Annotated in this window: 14 protein-coding genes and 1 pseudogene; 8 read left to right on the forward strand and 7 right to left on the reverse strand. The window is 67.3% G+C overall.

Features of this window, described 5'->3' with window-relative positions; translation table 11 throughout:
- Positions 1-13: 13 nt before the first annotated feature.
- The 3 genes from ACLVWQ_RS37405 to ACLVWQ_RS37415 are packed head-to-tail and all read left to right on the forward strand — an operon-like array spanning position 14 to position 1,276.
- Positions 14-421 carry an NUDIX hydrolase gene (locus tag ACLVWQ_RS37405; protein WP_328499280.1) on the forward strand — a complete coding sequence of 136 codons (408 nt, stop codon included), beginning with the start codon at positions 14-16 and terminating at the stop codon, positions 419-421.
- Between the two features lie 46 nt (positions 422-467).
- Positions 468-896, forward strand: a complete 429-nt coding sequence (locus ACLVWQ_RS37410; protein WP_414113750.1) for an ATP-binding protein — start codon at positions 468-470, stop codon at positions 894-896.
- Positions 890-1,276 carry a hypothetical protein gene (locus ACLVWQ_RS37415; protein ID WP_414113751.1) on the forward strand — a complete coding sequence of 129 codons (387 nt, stop codon included), beginning with the start codon at positions 890-892 and terminating at the stop codon, positions 1,274-1,276. The genes ACLVWQ_RS37410 and ACLVWQ_RS37415 overlap by 7 nt, the downstream gene beginning before the upstream one ends.
- A 349-nt stretch (positions 1,277-1,625) precedes the next feature.
- On the opposite strand, the gene ACLVWQ_RS37420 is transcribed toward ACLVWQ_RS37415, so the two are convergent.
- The 4 genes from ACLVWQ_RS37420 to ACLVWQ_RS37435 form a co-directional block, all read right to left on the reverse strand.
- Positions 1,626-3,356 (reverse strand): AIPR family protein, encoded by a 1,731-nt coding sequence (locus ACLVWQ_RS37420; RefSeq protein ID WP_414113752.1) that lies wholly within the window; start codon positions 3,354-3,356, stop codon positions 1,626-1,628.
- Positions 3,357-5,420: 2,064 nt separating this feature from the next.
- The gene (locus ACLVWQ_RS37425) at positions 5,421-5,744 is read right to left on the reverse strand and encodes a helix-turn-helix domain-containing protein (RefSeq protein WP_414113753.1); all 324 of its coding nucleotides are present in this window, start codon (positions 5,742-5,744) and stop codon (positions 5,421-5,423) included.
- Positions 5,744-6,094 (reverse strand): type II toxin-antitoxin system RelE/ParE family toxin, encoded by a 351-nt coding sequence (locus ACLVWQ_RS37430; RefSeq protein WP_414113801.1) that lies wholly within the window; start codon positions 6,092-6,094, stop codon positions 5,744-5,746. The genes ACLVWQ_RS37425 and ACLVWQ_RS37430 overlap by 1 nt, the downstream gene beginning before the upstream one ends.
- A 535-nt stretch (positions 6,095-6,629) precedes the next feature.
- The gene (locus ACLVWQ_RS37435; protein WP_414113754.1) at positions 6,630-7,538 is read right to left on the reverse strand and encodes a helix-turn-helix transcriptional regulator; all 909 of its coding nucleotides are present in this window, start codon (positions 7,536-7,538) and stop codon (positions 6,630-6,632) included.
- A gap of 217 nt (positions 7,539-7,755) precedes the next feature.
- Here ACLVWQ_RS37435 and ACLVWQ_RS37440 point away from each other — a divergent pair, with 217 nt between their 5' ends.
- From ACLVWQ_RS37440 to ACLVWQ_RS37455, 4 genes and pseudogenes are all read left to right on the forward strand, one after another.
- Positions 7,756-8,733 carry an aldo/keto reductase gene (locus ACLVWQ_RS37440; RefSeq protein WP_414113755.1) on the forward strand — a complete coding sequence of 326 codons (978 nt, stop codon included), beginning with the start codon at positions 7,756-7,758 and terminating at the stop codon, positions 8,731-8,733.
- Positions 8,734-8,779: 46 nt separating this feature from the next.
- Positions 8,780-9,808, forward strand: coding sequence for a zinc-binding dehydrogenase (locus tag ACLVWQ_RS37445; RefSeq protein WP_414113756.1), 1,029 nt, complete (start codon positions 8,780-8,782; stop codon positions 9,806-9,808).
- A 35-nt stretch (positions 9,809-9,843) separates the two neighbouring features.
- A pseudogene (locus ACLVWQ_RS37450) lies at positions 9,844-10,695 on the forward strand (aldo/keto reductase).
- Between the two features lie 272 nt (positions 10,696-10,967).
- On the forward strand, positions 10,968-11,486 hold the full coding sequence (locus ACLVWQ_RS37455) for a flavodoxin (RefSeq protein WP_414113757.1): 519 nt from the start codon (positions 10,968-10,970) through the stop codon (positions 11,484-11,486).
- A gap of 460 nt (positions 11,487-11,946) precedes the next feature.
- On the opposite strand, the gene ACLVWQ_RS37460 is transcribed toward ACLVWQ_RS37455, so the two are convergent.
- The 3 genes from ACLVWQ_RS37460 to ACLVWQ_RS37470 all read right to left on the reverse strand — a co-directional run bounded on the left by ACLVWQ_RS37460 (position 11,947) and on the right by ACLVWQ_RS37470 (position 14,270).
- Positions 11,947-12,162, reverse strand: coding sequence for a DUF6243 family protein (locus ACLVWQ_RS37460; RefSeq protein ID WP_414113758.1), 216 nt, complete (start codon positions 12,160-12,162; stop codon positions 11,947-11,949).
- A 214-nt stretch (positions 12,163-12,376) separates the two neighbouring features.
- Positions 12,377-12,889 carry a GNAT family N-acetyltransferase gene (locus ACLVWQ_RS37465; protein WP_414113759.1) on the reverse strand — a complete coding sequence of 171 codons (513 nt, stop codon included), beginning with the start codon at positions 12,887-12,889 and terminating at the stop codon, positions 12,377-12,379.
- Positions 12,890-13,142: 253 nt separating this feature from the next.
- On the reverse strand, positions 13,143-14,270 hold the full coding sequence (locus ACLVWQ_RS37470) for a helix-turn-helix domain-containing protein (RefSeq protein WP_414113760.1): 1,128 nt from the start codon (positions 14,268-14,270) through the stop codon (positions 13,143-13,145).
- Between the two features lie 386 nt (positions 14,271-14,656).
- Here ACLVWQ_RS37470 and ACLVWQ_RS37475 point away from each other — a divergent pair, with 386 nt between their 5' ends.
- Positions 14,657-17,167, forward strand: coding sequence for a sensor histidine kinase (locus tag ACLVWQ_RS37475; protein WP_414113761.1), 2,511 nt, complete (start codon positions 14,657-14,659; stop codon positions 17,165-17,167).
- Positions 17,168-17,173 lie beyond the last annotated feature (6 nt).

A 17,173-nucleotide genomic window follows, 5' to 3' on the forward strand; every position in this document is an offset into this window, starting at 1 on the left:
CCGTCCGCACTCCGTGAGCGTTGCCGGAGTCATCGTCGACGACCAGGGCCGGGCCCTTTTGATCAAGCGTCGCGACAACGGCCACTGGGAACCACCGGGCGGCATAGTCGAGCGGGAGGAAACCCTCCCCGAGGCGCTTCAACGGGAAGTCCTCGAAGAGACCGGCATCAAGATCGCGCTTCCCGCCACCCTCACCGGCGTCTACAAGAACATGACGGGCCTGATCGTCTCCCTGGTCTTCCGCTGCGAGGCCGCCGACGGCACGCCCACAACCGGGGACGAGACCCGCGCACTGCGGTGGGCCACCCGCGAAGAAGTCACCGACCTTGCCGACGAGGCGTACGCGATCCGTGTCCTGGACGCTCTGGACGCGTTGTCTCCACCAGCCGTCCGCGCACACGACGGCGTGAAACTCGTCTAGCCCGAACCCGCTGCACATGGCGGCCTACCAGCATAAAGGAACTTGTATGCACGAGTATACGAGCACCGCGCGGGTCTGGGGACTCACTTGCCCAGGTTTCCCGGAAGAGGTCAGCAGGGCCCGCCGCTGGACCCGGGACATCCTCAGAGACTCGCCCCTGGCCGAGGACGCCGAACTGATCGTGAGCGAACTGAGCGCGAACGCGATCCTGCATACCGCCAGCGGCCGGCAGTCGGGCAGCTTCCATCTGGCCCTCGCAGTCGCACCGCAGATGGTCGCCCTGTCGGTCACGGATGACGGGGGCACCGGCCAAGCCCCGAAGGTCGAGCACCAGGACCAGGAGGCGGAACACGGCCGGGGCCTGAGCATGGTCAACACGATCGCCCACCGGGTTGTGGTCCACGACAGCGACGGCGGCCACACGGTCACCGCGGAACTCTTCACCGGGGCCCGCCGGGGAGGCCATCCATGCTGACGGGCGAACCTCAGTGGGGCTACTGGTGCGAGTGCTGGACACAGGACATCGCCGACGAGGGAGCGACGCCTGAACTCCGGGCGTCCTTCGACGCGCACTTGGCACCGCAGGCCGACAGATGGGTAGCGGTGGCGCTCCGCACCATCTCACCAGCACTGGACGCCGACGCATCCGACGGAGCTTGGAGGTGGCTGTACGAGGGACGCGCCCAGACCCGGCAAGCCCTCCTACGCAACGAGCCCTGCACAGTCTCAGTAACCCACGCCCACACCCGCATCACCTGGACGATCCGGCCAGTCCTCTTCCTACCGCTTGCACACCGACAGGGCATCGAACTGCCAGCCTGCGCATACGACTTCCAGCCCCAGCAGTCCGACTGAGTTACAACTTTCTCTACTGGTTCAAGGCGGCTCGCTCCGCTCACCGCGCGCGGCCCGGCACCCGGCCGGGCCTGCGCTCCTGTCTCCGCCCCGCTCCAGCCCGACCCGCGCGCACAGCATGCAGCCGCCTGATGCTGGAGAAGGGGCACATCGTGGCTGGGGCAGTCGGCTCCGCGGCTTTTCGCAGCCACTTCGGCGCAAGTCTCGAAGATCATGACCTCAACGTCGTGCTTTACCGGGCAGGTCCACATACCGCCCGAGCACCGCAAGCTTACGGGGCCATGATCACTCGCGCCAAAGTAGCGCCACCCGAACGCCGCTCCACCGACCTGGGCGAATCCCGCTGCATTCAGATACCGAGGCGACCCAGAATGAAGTTCGTGAACTGTTGACTCTTTGCCGCTTTTTCGAGCGTCGTGTTGCCGCTCTGCAAGTAGGACGCGGTCAGTCCTTTCAAAACATCAAGGCGACTCTCGAGAAATGCCGGGTCGAGCTCTACATCAGCACCTACCACGCGCTTCAACTGTTGAGGATCATGAATCCGGCCACCCGCAAGTTCAACCGCTACCAACATCGACAGGTGAAATTTCAGATTGTTTCGCTCACCTTGAGTGGCATTCGCAAGCTCTGAGTGCAGGAATACATCCAACTTTCGCTGCGTCTGAGCTGCCCAGAGAAACACACTGAGGTCAACCTTCGGATTGAATACCTGCAGATAATCGTCATCATTCTTCAGTAGCGAAGAGGGCTTTCCCCGCGCCTTGTCGGGTCGACACAACCCTACAGCCGTCAAAGCTTGCCCCAGCAAAGGGATTCCAATGATTTTTGCTGGATCCTTACCTTCATTCTTGTAGAAGTTCTTACGGCGGTCGTAATACCAGCCGTTAACGAGGAAGTAATCTTCGATATTTCGCTGAATCTCATCGGTGGCCCGAAGCGAGGCGTCATTGACAGGGGTCTGCCTGTTGGTAGCCCTAATTACCTGATCGCGCGTCTTTCGGTCGGTGGTAGAGATGATGCGGACCAGGAGCATACGATCTCCGATCGGAGCTTCCCCGTTCCCTCTTAAAACCTCGTAGATGGTGTGACTCGTCTGCAAGCCATTTACAATCTGAATGTCTGTCAGGGTATAGGTCTTCCCCCCGGTGGTCGCATCGCTACAAATGATAGTGACCCCGTTATTCAGCCACCAAAACTCAGGACTGTCAGGATTCTCAAGCGTTCGTCGAATTTCTTGATTTACGGTAACGGGCCCCTGATAATCCCTCACGTTCCAATCAAACAAGTACCGGCGTAGCTTGCCGTGTTCGTCCGTGATCAAGTCGAAGTAGTCGGCCAGACGCACTAGGGCTACGTGCGAGTTGCCACTAGTGGCGTTTTCCTGAAACTTCATCGGTAGAGCGTAAGAAGGCTTCTCATTGTAACGTGCGAGAAGCTCACGATCCCCAAGCAAGTCGCACTGTACAGCTGCCCCCGGCGGAAAAAGATCGAGCAGTGCTTGACGAAGCATGCCCTGCTTTACCAGAACCTGTGGAGCAACTCCCTGCACATCTCCCGGCGTGGCATACACAACATTAACGGAAATCTTGGGCCTGCGAACGAGAAGTTTCTCCCAAGCCCGCCGGAACAGATCCACCCGAGATAGCAGGCTCTCGTTATAAAGCCCTTGCAGCTCTTCAAGATCTTGATTCAGATCCAGGATTCGTCGAAGGGTATTTTCCAGCTTATCAAGCGCAGCTTCTTCGAAAGATGCACTGCGTTTGGCTTGAATAACCCACAGTTCAAGGAGTCGCTCTTGCGAGAAGTCACTCGGTCGGCGATGCTCTGAGAAAAGGTCAGAATCTTCATCCAAGAGATTGTCATCCCAGAAGGTGAAGATCGAGTCGATTCCACCATCTTGACCGGAACCCACAATTCCGTCCTGAATATTCTCCAGGCCGAGCCCATAAGGCCGCAGGGACAGCTCGGAGGCGAAGATCTCGAACGCCGTATCTCCCGAAGATCGCGGTACATTTTCCTGATGCCAGCTTTCAAAGATCCGCATGAGCAGAGTGCGGGCATTGGTTTGGGGAGCCGGCATATCGGAGTCTCCTAGCTAAGGGAGTGCCTGCGCAACCTAGCGCATCCTTCACGGTTAAAGAGTAGGGCAGGTCTGCCGGATTCTCTCTGAGTTTCGTTAACTCGTCCATCGGTGGCGGCGAGCGATCGGCACCAGCGTCCAGGAGGCACGGGTACCGCGGCAAACATGTGGCCGACCGTGCAGGGACCGGCTAGGAACAGCAGACACCAGTACGTCGGCCAAGCACGCTGAGCGCTGCGTCGAGCGTGCCAGAACCTTGCCAGGTCGTGCGAGGAGCACCGAGTGGGCACCAACTTGGCATTCAGGCATGCATCAACACCACGCACGTGCAGGTCAGCGCCACCCCCAAATCCATCTGAACTTCCCAAGCTGATAGCTCACGCTCCGTGGTGACGGTGCCGACCGTAGCGGGTTGGTCTGGTCGACGGCGCAAGCCGGTAGCGTGGCTGAGACAGGCGGGGGTACAGCGAGACACACGCGCGCCTGGTCGATCGGCGCGCCCGCCGTTGTGGCTGACTGTCGTCGGTTGAGGTTCGTGCCACAACCGTGCCAGATGCAGGGGGCAGTCACGGTCAACGCTGGTGTCCTGCGGTCGAGTAGCTGCCCGCTTCCCCGGCCGACGAAGACGCAGCTCAGGCCCGAGATCACCCAGCCTCTCTCCTAAAGTGGTTATTCAGCCTGCTCGCTGAGTCCGCGCGCTGGAGTTCCTCAGCCGGGATGGTCTCCATCGGGTCCCCTTTAGGGTCGATCGGCTGATCTGCCAGGAAGCCGTGCTTGATGACGGTCAACTCGCCACGGTCTGGACCGCCTCGAAGTACCACAGCCCGCCGTGACGGAAGGGGAGCCGCAAGCCGGCCCGATGAGTGGCAATCACCGTGCACGTGCGGTCGCGGTCAAAGCAGTGCCTCCGGCGGGGGCGCTCCGGCTCCGGGATGGTGGGGGCGCCGCTTGCGGGTGCCGGCCGAGTGGGGGCGCGCGTGGAGAGCTTCCATCCCGTCCACCGCCGACCCAGGCAGAGCCGAGCAGACGCGGCCCAGGGGCGTCAAGGTCGTTCGTACAGTGGCGCGCTCCACCTTGACGCCCCTGAACCACGCCTGCTCCACGGTGTGTGGGTCGACGGCGGACGGGATGGAAGCACGGGTGAGTGGTGGGTATAGATCCGTGGACGCGTCCCGGCCTTGGATCGAACTCTTCAATCAGCACGCGGGAAGAGCGATTTTCAGCCACAATTTCGCGCTCTCTTGCGCTAGTTCCGGCTAGTCAGCGCTAGTTAATGTACCCCTAGTATATCCACCCCTAGCTGCGGAGACACGTGCCAGCGACCCCCGCATGTCACGCTTATAGCGCCCTGATCAGGGCAGATTCTCTGGCCTGTTTTTCTATTGCGTGCGTAATGGAAAGTAGGGTCTTCGCGAACGGCGTTCCCAGCGCCTGAAGTCGTCCCTTTGGGTTCACTCACAAGGCACCATGCTCGTAACAGTCAGAAGCCCATCACGCGGCTCCGACCTAGAAGCAAGGGCTGCGTGATGGGCAATGAACCCGGAGGTTCTACGTTGAGTCTGGACCCAACCCCGAGGCATCTGTCAAACCGGCCTCGGTACCCGTGGGTGGTCGTGATCATCCTCGTGCTGATGATGGCATCGCCACCGGTTTCAGAAGCGGTCAGCACCTACGTTGATGCCGTCGCCGTTGCGGCCCTCTTCGCAGTCGGTTGCAGTACAGCACCGCAGTACAGCAACCCCACCAACCGTGCCTGTCTCGTAGTGTCCTTGTAGACCCGAATCGCAGCCTGTATGACCGTGCTTGACCGGTCTGTCTAGAGCTACGGATCAGAAAGGCTCTGACATCCACAGTTGACATCAACAACGGCGGACGGCGGCGCACATCAGCGTCTCTGTCCGGCCCCCACACCGGTCGAGGGCCGCAGTCGGATCGCGCCCGGATCGAACTCCTAAAGCGGGTGTCGCAGGTTCGAATCCTGCCCGGGGCACAGACAGAAGGGCGCCCACGGACTTTCGTGGGCGCCCTTCAGGATCCATGGCCGACGGCCCGCTTGCCAGAGGCTCAGGCGGCGTGCGGGGTGAAGGTGACATGCGAGTCGCCTTCGTCGATGGTCAGGTTCAGCGTGCCCTCCAGGGCCTTGGCCAAGCGCCGCAGCAGCGGGAGCGTCGGCACGGTGTCACCGCCCTCCATCCGGGAGACCTGGGGCTGCGTCATCCCGGCCCGCTCCGCCAGCTCCGCCTGGGACAGGTCGAGTTCGATTCGACGGTTGTAGACCGCCTGCCCGAGATCGCCGGCCAGCCGCGCGTCGACGTAGTCCTGGTCGTACTCCACCGCCTCACCCGCGAGCTGCCGGATCCGGCGCGTCCTCCACGTGCTGTGATCCATCAGCTCTCCTTGCGCCGCTCGTACGTGTGCTGGGCGTGGTCATGTTCGGCCTCGCAGACCTTCTGGGCCTGATGCGCACGCTCGACTTCTGCCGCCTCGCGCATCCTCGTCTTACGGAAGACCGTCAGCAGCACGATCCGTTGTCCTGGTGCGAGCCAGTACGGGATGCGTACGGCTTCGCCGTCCAACTCGAAGCGGAGCTCACGTAGCTTGCCACCCAGGTGCCGCGAGTACGGCTCGCCGAGGGTCGTCGGCTCGTCCAGCAGCCGGTCCGTCTTGTCCTCGACCCGCCGGTAGAAGCGGAACGGAAGCAGCTCCAGCCAATCCCGTACCTCGGGATCGATCTCGATCTCCTACCGCGCCGTCCGTCATGCAATCAACGGTATATACCTCGGAATGCATGTCGCAAGCCGCCACTGACTTCGGAGCCGCACCACCTCAGACCGCGCCGCCACCTCGACCCGCCCGAAAAGGTCGCTGCCTCCGGCCGACCCAGAACGGATTCGGCCCACATGAGGCCGGGAAGCCTGGTGAACACGTGAGAACTGCCGAGGAGAACTTTCCCAGGTCAAACAGCTATCAATAGACGTTTCCGCAGGTCACAGCCCCAAATAGGGAAAACTCCTGAAGCGGGTGTCGCAGGTTCGAATCCTGTCGGGGGCTCCTATTCGGCCTCGGGCTCCTCGTCCGAGGCCGTTGGCGTGAGCGGACGGGCAGTCGGCGTCCCGACCGGGCTCGACACCGTGATGCCACCGAGGCCCGCCCTCCCGGCGCCGGCCTCGGCGGCATGCTCACGTTCGTTTCTCAGGCCGCGTCCTTTGTCGTCCAATCGAGGCGTTTGACAACCAACCCAGCCGCCCGAGGATGCGAATGGGACGCAACTGCCTATGGCCGTTGACCCTCGCCTTTGGGGGCAGGGGCAGGACGTTGGGCGGGCCGGGGCGCGGTCATGTCGAGCAGGAGCAGGGCGTCGTGGTCGGGGCTGCCGGGTTCGGCGGTGTAGACGCCGATGCGCTGGCCGGGGGTGCCTTCGACGTGCAGGGACTGCGAGGTGAGGGTGAGGGTTCCGACCTGCGGGTGCTGGAACGTCTTGTGGGCGGGCTTGCGTCCGGTCACCTCGTAGCGCTCCCACAGGCCCGCGAAGTCCGGGCTTTTCAAAAGCAGCTCGCCGACCAGGTTGGTGAGGTCGGGGGCGTCGGGGGCGGTGCCGGCGATGGCGCGCAGGCGGGCGACGCATGCGGTGATCTGCCGGTCCCAGTCGGGGAAGAGATCGCGGGCGGCGGGGTGCAGAAAGAGGTAGCGGGCGAGGTTGCGGTGCTTGATGGGCCAGTCGTCCAGGCCCGCGTACAGGGCCAGCCCGCCGGGGTTGCAGGCCAGCATGTCCATGCTGCGGCTGATGACGTACGCGGGGTTCGGGCGCAGTGACTCAAGGAGCAGCTTGAGGTGGGGGCGCACGGTGCGGCTGGGCGCGGGCGGAGGGTCGGAGACGTAGCGGGCGGCGCGGGCGGCGAGCTCGCGCAGGTGCTGGTGTTCCTGTTCGTCCATGTGCAGGGCGCGGGCGAGTGAGTCTAGGACGGCGGGGCTGGGGCGGGTCTCCTTGCCGCGTTCCAGGCGCACGTAGTAGTCGATGCTGATGCCGGCCAGAGTGGCCAGCTCCTCGCGGCGCAGGCCGGGGGTGCGGCGGATGCCGGCGCCGACGGTGAGGCCGACGTGCCCGGGGCTGGTCTGGGTGCGGCGGGCGCGCAGGTAGCGGCCCAGTTCCGCGCCCTCGCTGTGCGCGCTCGTCGCAGCCATGGCCCCAGTCTCACCCGATGGGCACCGGGCCCGCAGGGGCGAGAGGGGCCCTGTCATTACCCCTGAAGAGCCCGCCCTGCCACATGGGCGCAATCCGGGCGAAGGTGAAGGAGCAAGACGCCGGTATCCCGATCTCTTCCTCGTCATCCCAGGCAGGTTCTGCTGGGCCGGGTGAGAGTGAGGGGGCCGGGTTCGCCACGGATGGAAAGAGGGCGAGATGCGGTACATCAAGCTGCGTGACCTGAGGGTTTCCAGGATCGGGCTGGGCGCGATGGGCATGTCCCACGGCTACACCGGCTCCGGCACCGACGACGCGGAATCGATCCGGGCCGTACACCGGGCCCTGGAGCTGGGCGTCACTCTCATCGACACCGCCGAGATCTACGGCCCCTACACCAACGAGGAGCTGCTGGGGAAGGCGCTCAGGGGGCGCCGGGACCAGGTGGTGCTGGCCACCAAGTTCGGCCTGGTCTCGCACGGCGGAGAGGGCGCCTGGAACCTGGACTCCAGCCCGGCCAACATCCGCACCGCTGTCGAGGGCTCGCTGCAGCGGCTCGGCACCGACCACATCGACCTGTACTACCAGCACCGCGTCGACCCGAACACGCCGATCGAGGAGACCGCCGGCGCCGTCGGCGAACTGATCGCCGAGGGCAAGGTGCGCGCCTTCGGCCTCTCCGAGGCGGGCCCGGACACGATCCGCCGCGCCCACGCCGTCCAGCCCGTCACCGCGGTGCAGTCCGAGTACTCCCTGTTCACCCGCGGCATCGAGGAGCAGGTGCTGCCGGTGCTGCGGGAGCTGAACATCGGCCTGGTGCCGTTCTCCCCACTGGGCCGCGGCTTCCTGACCGGCACGGTGCGCTCCACCGACCAGTTCGACGAGAACGACTTCCGGCGCGACAACCCCCGCTTCACCGGCGAGAACTTCCAGCACAACCTGGCGCTGGCCGACGAGGTCAGGGTCCTCGCCGACGAGGCCGGTGCCACGCCCGGCCAGGTGGCCCTGGCCTGGCTGCTCGCCCAGGGCGACGACATCGCCCCGATCCCTGGCACCAAGCGCGCGGCCCGCGTCGAGGAGAACACCGCCGCCGACGCCATCGTGCTGAGCGCCGAGCAGCTCGAGAAACTCTCCAGCCTGCCGCCCGCCGCCGGCGCCACCCACACCGAGGCCCAGGCCCAGATGCTCGAACGCTGACACCCGCATGCCCTTCAGCACCACCCCCGTTTGGAGTAGCCCCCTTATGCGTGCAGCAGTGATGTACGGAGCCGACGACGTCCGCGTCGAGAACCGGCCCGATCCCAAGATCGTCCAGTCGGCCGACGCCGTGGTCCGCACGCTCGCCTCGTGTGTGTGCGGCAGTGACCTGTGGCCGTACGCCTCGATGCCGGCCACCGACACCGGCCGCCCCATGGGGCACGAGTTCCTCGGTGTCGTCGAGGAGACCGGTGCCGACGTGACCGGCCTCAAAAGTGGTGACCTGGTCGTCGCCCCGTTCACGTACAGCGACAACACCTGCGACTACTGCGCCAGGGGCCTGCACATCTCCTGCCGCAACGGCGGCCGGTACGGCTTCGACGGTGTCGACGGCGGACAGGGTGAAGCCGTCCGCGTCCCCTACGCCGACGGCACCCTGGTCAAGTTGCCGGTGGCCGCGGACTCCACGCTGGTGCCGTCCTTGCTGGCGCTGTCGGACGTGATGACGACCGGCCATCACGGAGCCGTCACCGCCGGCGTCACCCGCGGTGACGCGGTCCTGGTCGTCGGGGACGGTGCGGTCGGCCTGTGCGCGGTGATCGCCGCGAAGCGTCTTGGCGCCGAGAGGATCGTGCTCGCCGGACGCCATGAAGCCCGCACCACCCTGGGTCGGCACTTCGGCGCCACCGACGTGGTCGCCGAACGCGGTGAGGAGGGCATCGCCCGCATCCGAGAACTGACCGGCGGCGTGGGCAAGGTCGTCGAGGCCGTCGGCACCCGCCAGGCCCTCGACACCGCGCTCGGCGCGGTCCTGGACGGCGGCACCATCAGCCGCCTCGGCGTCCCGCAGTACGAGCAGGGCCCGATCGGCCCGGCCGTCTTCATGCGGAACATCACCCTGACCGGCGGCGCCAGCCCCGCCCGCGCCTACATCGAGCAACTGCTGCCCGACGTCCTGGACGGGACGATCGCCCCGGGCCGCGTCTTCGACCAGGAATTCACGCTCGACCGCACGCCGGACGCGTACCGGGCCATGGCCGACCGCCAGGTCCTCAAGGCCCTCATCCGCCCCTGACCCTCAACTCGCCCGCACCACAAAGGACTTCGCTCATGCAGTACACAACCTTGAACAACGGCGTCGAGATGCCGCTCCTCGGCTTCGGCGTCTACCAGATCCCCGCCGAGGACACCGAACGTGCCGTCTCCGACGCGCTCGCCGCCGGCTACCGCCTGCTCGACACCGCCGCCGCCTACGGCAACGAAGAAGCCGTGGGCCGCGCCATCAAGTCCAGCGGCATCCCGCGCGAGGACCTGTTCGTCACCACCAAGCTGTGGGTCCAGGACGCCCCCGCCCAGGACAACACCCGGCGCGCCTTCGAGACGTCCCTGACCAGGCTCGGTCTGAACCACCTCGACCTGTAACTGATGCACCAGCCCTTCGGCGACGTCTACGGTCAGTGGCGCGCCATGGAGGACATCAACCGCGAGGGCCTCGCGAAGGCGATCGGCGTGGCCAACTTCTACCCCGACCGCCTGATCGACCTGATCGTCAACAACGACATCGTCCCCGCGGTCAACCAGATCGAGACCCACCCCTTCTTCCAGCGCGCCGACTACCAGGACCTCCTGCGCGAGCACGGGGTGCAGATCCAGTCCTGGGGCGGCTTCGCCGAAGGCAAGAACGACCTGTTCACCAACCCGCTGCTCGCCGAGATCGGCAAGGAGTACGGCAAGTCCGTGGCCCAGGTCGTGCTGCGCTGGCTCACCCAGCGCGGCGTCATCGCCATCCCCAAGTCCGTACGCGCCGAGCGCATGGCCGAGAACATCGACGTGTTCGACTTCCGGCTCACCGACGAGCAGATGGCTCAGATCGCCACCCTCGACACCGGCAGCTCCCTCTTCTTCGACCACCACGACCCCGAGATCGTCACCTGGCTCGCGGGGCGCCGCCTGGAAGCCTGACGCTCGCACGCTCCGGGGCGAGTCGTACGACGCTTGGTCGGCGACCGCTCGCCTCTTCTGCGTCCACCACCTGCGCGAAGGACCTTCTGTGCACCAGCAGAACCGCACATCGGCACGGCGCCGTACGATCCTGCGCGGCGCATTGCTGACCGGAGTCACTGCCATGACCGGCCCCCACCTCACCAGCTGCGCACCCGCCAACGACCAGCCGGCCTCCGGCCAGCCACGCTCCTCGACGAACGCGACCGCGAGCGGCTCGGCGAGGGGGCAAGGTGCTGCTGGCGTACTTCTCGCGGCCCGGCGAGAACTACTACTACGGCGACCGCACCACCTTGAAGGTCGGCAACACCGAGGTCCTGGCCCACACTGTCCGCTACCTCGTCGACTGCGACATCTACCGGTTCGAGCCTGTCGACCCCTATCCGGTGAGCTACGACGCGACCGTGAAGCGCAACGTCCGTGAACAGGAAGCCGACGCTCGCCCCGCGATCAAGGGCAAGCTGCCTGACCTCGACGGCTACGGCACCGTGCTGTTGGGCAGTCCCGTCTGGAACGTCCGCGCACCCATGATCATGACGACGTTCACGGAGCGCCTCGACTTCACCAGCAAGACCGTCGTGCCCTTCACCACCCACGCCATGAGCGGCCTGGGAACCACTGCGCGCGACTACGCGGCCTCCTGCCGCGGCGCCACTTTCGCCGACGGACTGGCGGTCCAAGGCGAAGAAGTCGATCAAGCCGACCGCGACGTCAGAACCTGGCTGCAACGCCTGGGCCTGGCAGGCTCCTGAACCGCTTGTACTGCCCGACCGGATTCAGCGTAGGAGATGCCTGAACGGCTGGGTTCGCTTGCCGGCCGTCCAGGAGAGCGAGGCCGCGGACCGTCGGGGTCGACTGCCGGGAGCCGGGTCCGGCCGCATCCTCAGTAGCCGGTCCCTGCGGTGCCCCGTTCGCCGTCGACGGCAGGGTCGTGCGGCTGCGGGGGTCGTGGGCTGTAGTCCCGCGTAATCCCGCGTAATCCAGGTGGGAAGGGTGACGCGCCGTACGTCCTTGGGCAGCATGGGCACACCTTGGGCAGCTCAAGGTGGCGGCAGGCGGTGGTGGGGCCGCCGAATCTGCGGCTGCCCCAGGTGGTCAGCCGAGACGCGCTGCGCGGGGTCGGTCGGGCCCGGTGCGGCAGCAGGGGCCCGGACCGCGGCGTGCGGTCCGGGCCCCTGTCCCGTGCGGTGCCGCCTCTACGGCGGCGGTGCGTCAGTTCTGTGCGGTGTCGTCGTCCGTCTGCTCGGCAGCCTCGGTCGCGCCTACCTTCTCGCGCATCTTGCGCACCAGCTCCGCCTTCTGGTCGGCGGCTCCCTGGCGGTCGAGGTTGCGGTACGGGCCGTTGTTCTGCCGTTCGGCGCGGGACAGCTTCTTGCGCTTGCCGCCGCCCATGCCCACGGGGTTGTTGATGTTCTTGCTCACGGTCACGGGTTCTCCCGGTAATGATGTGAAGTGATCTACGGATTCATCGGTGGGGGACGGGCGGCGACGTCGATGGACGTCAGCAGGGGCCCGTCACGCTCTCACTCGTAAATCGGCGTCTGGAAGAACATGACAAAGACGTTACCCGGTTCCGTCGGCCCCGCACACCAATTTTTTCCCCGCTCCGGTGTCGGCCGGGCCTTCGGTGAGCCGCCGGGTCCTATGCGGTGCCGGTGTCCGAGGCAGGCGCCTGGCCGGTGAGCTCCTTGCCGTACCAGATCTCCGTATAAGGGCCCGTGCAGTACGCAGGTATCTCGGCGTAGCCGTGGCGTGCGTACAGCGAGCGGGCCTCGATCAGGTCCAGGCGGGTGTTGAGGACCATCCGGCGGGCGCCGAGCCGGTGTGCCTCGTTCTCCAGGACGTCGAGCAGGAGGCCCGCGCCCCTGCGGCCGCGGAAGTCGGGCCGCACGTAGATCCGGGTGAGTTCGGCACGGTCCGCGTCGAGCATGACCACCCCACCGCAGGCGGCAGCCTCGCCGTCGTGGCGGCCGACGACGAACTGCCCCGTGGGCGGGACAAGGAACTCGGCTCCGTCTCCGGCCAACCCCTCGTCGGTCTCCTCGGAGGTCGCCGGCCGCCTCCAGTAGCGGCTCGCGACGTCGGCGTAGTACTCGCGCCGCAGGCTCGCCGCGTCGGGCGAGTCGAAGGGTTCGGAGGCCATGATCCAGGTCATGCCTCATGCATTACAGGGACCAGGTGAGCTCGGCAAACGGTTTCCGGCGGTTCGCCCTCGGCCCGCCCCTGTTCCGCCGACCCGCTCCCGTTCCGCCGACCCGCTCCCGTTCCACAAGGAGGCATCCCAGTGCCTCAAGCCCCCCTCCGGTGGTGCTGTGCCGCGTGGTCTGTGCCGTGCGGCGTGCACATCCTGACTCTGAGGCAACTGGGATGCCGTGTATCCACTGTCGCCCGCGCCGGCCCTCAGGTCTTTAGCGGAGCGCGCGGTCTTCCTTCGCATCCAGCGCATCCAGTGCGTTCGGCGCGTCCGGCGCGGCACCGGCCGCCGTGTCGTGCGCGCCCGCTCTCACCTCGCTCGGCGAGGCGCCGTAGGCGGTGCGGAAGGCGCGGCTGAGGTCCGCGGGGTGGCGGAAGCCCCAGCGCGCCGCGATCTCGCCGATCGGCAGCTGTCGTAGCCCCGGGGCGACCGGGGCGGTCAGGTCGGCTCGGCAGCGTTCCAGGCGGCGACGCCTGATCGTCGCCGCCACCGACTCCGGTTCGGTCAGGAAGAGCTGGTGGAGGGTGCGTACGGAGATGTGGTGGTGGGCCGCCACGGCCGCCGGGCGTAACTCCGCGTCGCCCAGGTTGTGCTCGATGAAGGCGTTGATACGGGCGAGCAACGTCGCACGTCGCGTCTCGACCGGCAGTCTGTCCGTGTCCCCGAGGTGCGCGGCCAGGAGGGAGGCGGCCAGGTCCACCCCGACCGCGCCGATCCTGGCCACCTCCGCCGGCCCGCAGTCGCGGACGGCCTGGGCCAGTCCCGTCAGGTACGGGACCAGCAGGGCGCCGGTTCCGGAACGGGTGACCAACGGCTCGGCCAACAACCGGTCCGCGCGCCCTGACGCCAGCGGAAGAGCGGTCCGTGGCAGCCGCATCTGCGTGGTCCGGCACAGTCCGCCCCTGTCGACGAACTCACAGGCCACCGGGCGAGACGTGGAGAACAGAGCCATGTCGCCGGCGTCGAGGCAGACAGTGCTGCGCTCCTGGTCGAGACGCATCGAACTGCCGCTCCACACCAGGATCAGGAAGTAGTACTCCGGGTCCTGGCGGCGGATCTGGGCCGGGGAGCGGCGAGCCGCCAACGGGGAGTACGTGAAGGTCGACACCTGGCTGTCGGGCAGTTGTACGGATTCCGCCCGTCCCTCGAAGCGGGGCGCATGCGGGCTGCGGACCGTGAGGGGCATGACCTCCTGGCCCACCATGTCCTTCCACCAGCCGAACCGGTCCGTGGCCGGCACGGAGTCGGTGTCCACCGTCAGCACCGGACCCGCCGTGACCGAGCTCTTCGTGACCGAACCCGCCGTACTGTTCCGCTCCGCCGTCTCCTTGAGGATGGACATACAACAATGATGCAGGGCAAGGGAGTTGGCGGAGAAGAGCGCCTTCTCGTCCGATCAGGGCGCCCCTTCGACGCGCGCCCTGATCGATGCCGGCCCCGCGCCACGAGGTTTCAGCCCCATGGCGCGGGGAGTCACCCCGTACGACGGGACAGTAGCCCGGCCCGGTCGCCGAGCGTGACGGTCGTTCGCCCCACACGGGCCCACAAGGGCCCACACGGGCTTACGAGGGCTTACGAGGACGAGGGCCCACAGAGACCCACGGGTCCCGCATGGCCGCACACGCCAGAAGCGCCCGTGCCGGACACGCCCGACCCGAAGAGGCCCTCTACCTTGATCGTGGTTCAACTACCCTTGCGCTCATGGGATATGGGGGACCCAGGGGGAGCGTGAACAGATCCCCTGAGCCGGTGAAGGAGCACGGCCCCGGATCCAGCGAGCGCCTGCTGGCCCTGACCGTCGAGCGGTACGGAGTATGGCTCCGGTCCGGCGTGGTCCTTCTGTGCGGTGCGCTGAGCCTCGTCCCGGCGGACGCGGCGGACGTTCCCCCGGCGCTGTCCCTGCTGGTGCCCGCCCTCCTCGCCTGTGCCGTACGCCTCTACTCGCTGCGCCGTCCGCTGCCGTACGCCCTGCTCCGGCCGTTGGACGCGGCCGTGGTGGTGCTGACGGGCCTGTCCCAGCCGGTACTCGGCGGCGACGGCGCGGAGTTGATGGTGGAGGCGGTGGTCGGCATCTGCGTCATCACCTTCCAGCACGAGTGGGCGACCCACCCGGTGACCGGGGCCGCCCTGGCCGCGCTGGGGGCCGTCTCCTGCGTGCTCGGCGACATCCTCTCCTCCCCCGGCCCCGGAGGTCTCTCCACCGGGAGCAGCCTGGAGCTGCTTCCCCTGGTACGCGTCCTCGTCCTGGCAGGCCTGTCGAGAGCCGCGTACCTCGTCGTTCGGGCGCGGGCCAGGGCGGCCGACCGGTCGGCCGCCCTCATCGCGGCGTCGCACCGCGAGGCCGCGGTCGCCGCCGCGCGGCGTGCGGCCGAACGCGAGTACCTGGCGACCCTGCACGACACGGCGAGCGCGACGCTGCTGATGGTCTCCCAGGGCGGCGACCGGGACTGGTCGTGGCTGCCCGCCCGTGCCGGACAGGATCTGGAGGCGCTGTCCGCCATGCCCGGGTTCGAGACGGAGAGTGTCGACCTCGCGACGCTGCTGAGTTGCGTACCCGCGGGTGAGGGACCGGTCGAGGTGCTGCTCAGGACGCGCGTCGAAGGGCCGCTCGTCGTTCCTTCCGGCCCGGGGCTCGCGATCTTCAACGGGGTCCGGGAGGCCGTCGCCAATGTGGCGCGCCATGCCGGGGTGCGGGAGGCGGAGCTGAGGGCGTGGGCGGAGGAGGACGGCGCCGCGGTCGTCGTCCAACTGTCCGACGCGGGGCGGGGTTTCGACCCGCGGTCCGTCTCCGCGCGGCGCCGGGGCATCTCCGGTTCCATCGTCGGGAGGATGGAGGCGGTCGGCGGCTCCGCCTCCGTCACCTCGCACCCGGGCGGCGGGACCCGTGTGCGGTGGCACTGGCGCCGGGACGGTGACGACCGGGTGTCACAGGGCGGAGCGGCGGCGCGGGCAGAGGCGGTGGGGCAGGCGCAGACGCAGGTGCAAGCACAAACGCAGGAGACAGCGCAGGCACAGGCACAGGCGCAGGCGCAGGCACAGGAAACGGCGACGGCCACCGCCACTGCCACTGCGACGGGCGGCTTGCCCCGGCCGCCCCGCGTCCGGGCACAGGCTGCCGCCGTACGCCTCATCCGCAGGCAGTTGCTGCACGGGGCCCAGCTGGCCGCTCTGCTGATCAGCCTGCTGTCGCAGTTCACCCTTTCGCTGCACCGACTCATCACCTACCAGGCCGTCTACCGCCCCGCGTGGGCACAGACGGCGGCCTTCGTCTGCCTCGCCGCCGTCGCGGCGACCGGGGCCGCCCATCTGCTGCGCGGCCGGCAGATTCCGCCGAGGGTGCGCTGGTGGAGCCTGGGCTCGGTGGTCGCCGTGTCGGCCACCTGCGCGTTCACGCTGCCGCCGGAGCGGTTGACGGGTGCCGAGGACTGGGCGTTCGGGCTGGTCGCGTGGCATGCCTTGGTCCTGCTGGCCGACTTACGGATCAGGCTGTTCGTGGCGTTCCTCGGGGTTCACCTGGGCCTCAACGCGATCGCGGTGTTCTCGTCGGGTACGCCCACCGCCGAGGAGGCGGCCGCCATCGGGATCACCACGATGTCCGTCTGCGGCTTCCAGCTCTCCGTCGGCGTACTGACCCGCCTGCTCCACGGCACGGCGACCGAGGCCGGGGACGAGGCCGCGCGGGAGGAGGAGCTGCGCACCCGGGAACGTATCCACGAGGACATGCAGCGTGACCACAAGGAGCGCTACCGCGCGCTGACGGCGACCACGGTGCCGCTGCTCGTGGGCCTCGGCCACGGTGTGCTGAGCCCGCACGACCAGGAGGTCAGGCTGCGGTGCGGCGTGGAGGCCGCCCGGATGCGGCGGCTGTTCGCGGAGAGCGACGCCGTCTCCGACCCGCTGCTCAACGAGTTACGGGCCTGCGTCGAGGTGGCCGAGCACCAGGGGGTGACGGTGAGCCTGGCCATACGGGGCCGGCGGGGTGAGGTGCCCGTGGAGGTGCGCAGGAAGTTGGTCGACCCGGTGGCGGTGATTCTGGGCCGTGCCCGCTCGACCGCGCGGGTGACTGTCGTGTGGACTCCCCTCGCGGTACGGGTGAGCGTGGTCAGCAAGGACGGCGCCGACGTCCGTGACATGGACCGCGACGACACCGAAGGCGCGGTCACCGTGGCCAGAACAACACGTGGTGAAAGCGTGTGGGTGGAGGCCGGCTGGAGGAGAATGGCGGTTTCCGGGAGTTGACCCTGC

This window comes from Streptomyces sp. CWNU-52B, from assembly GCF_047444975.1.
Taxonomy (GTDB): Bacteria; Actinomycetota; Actinomycetes; order Streptomycetales; family Streptomycetaceae; genus Streptomyces.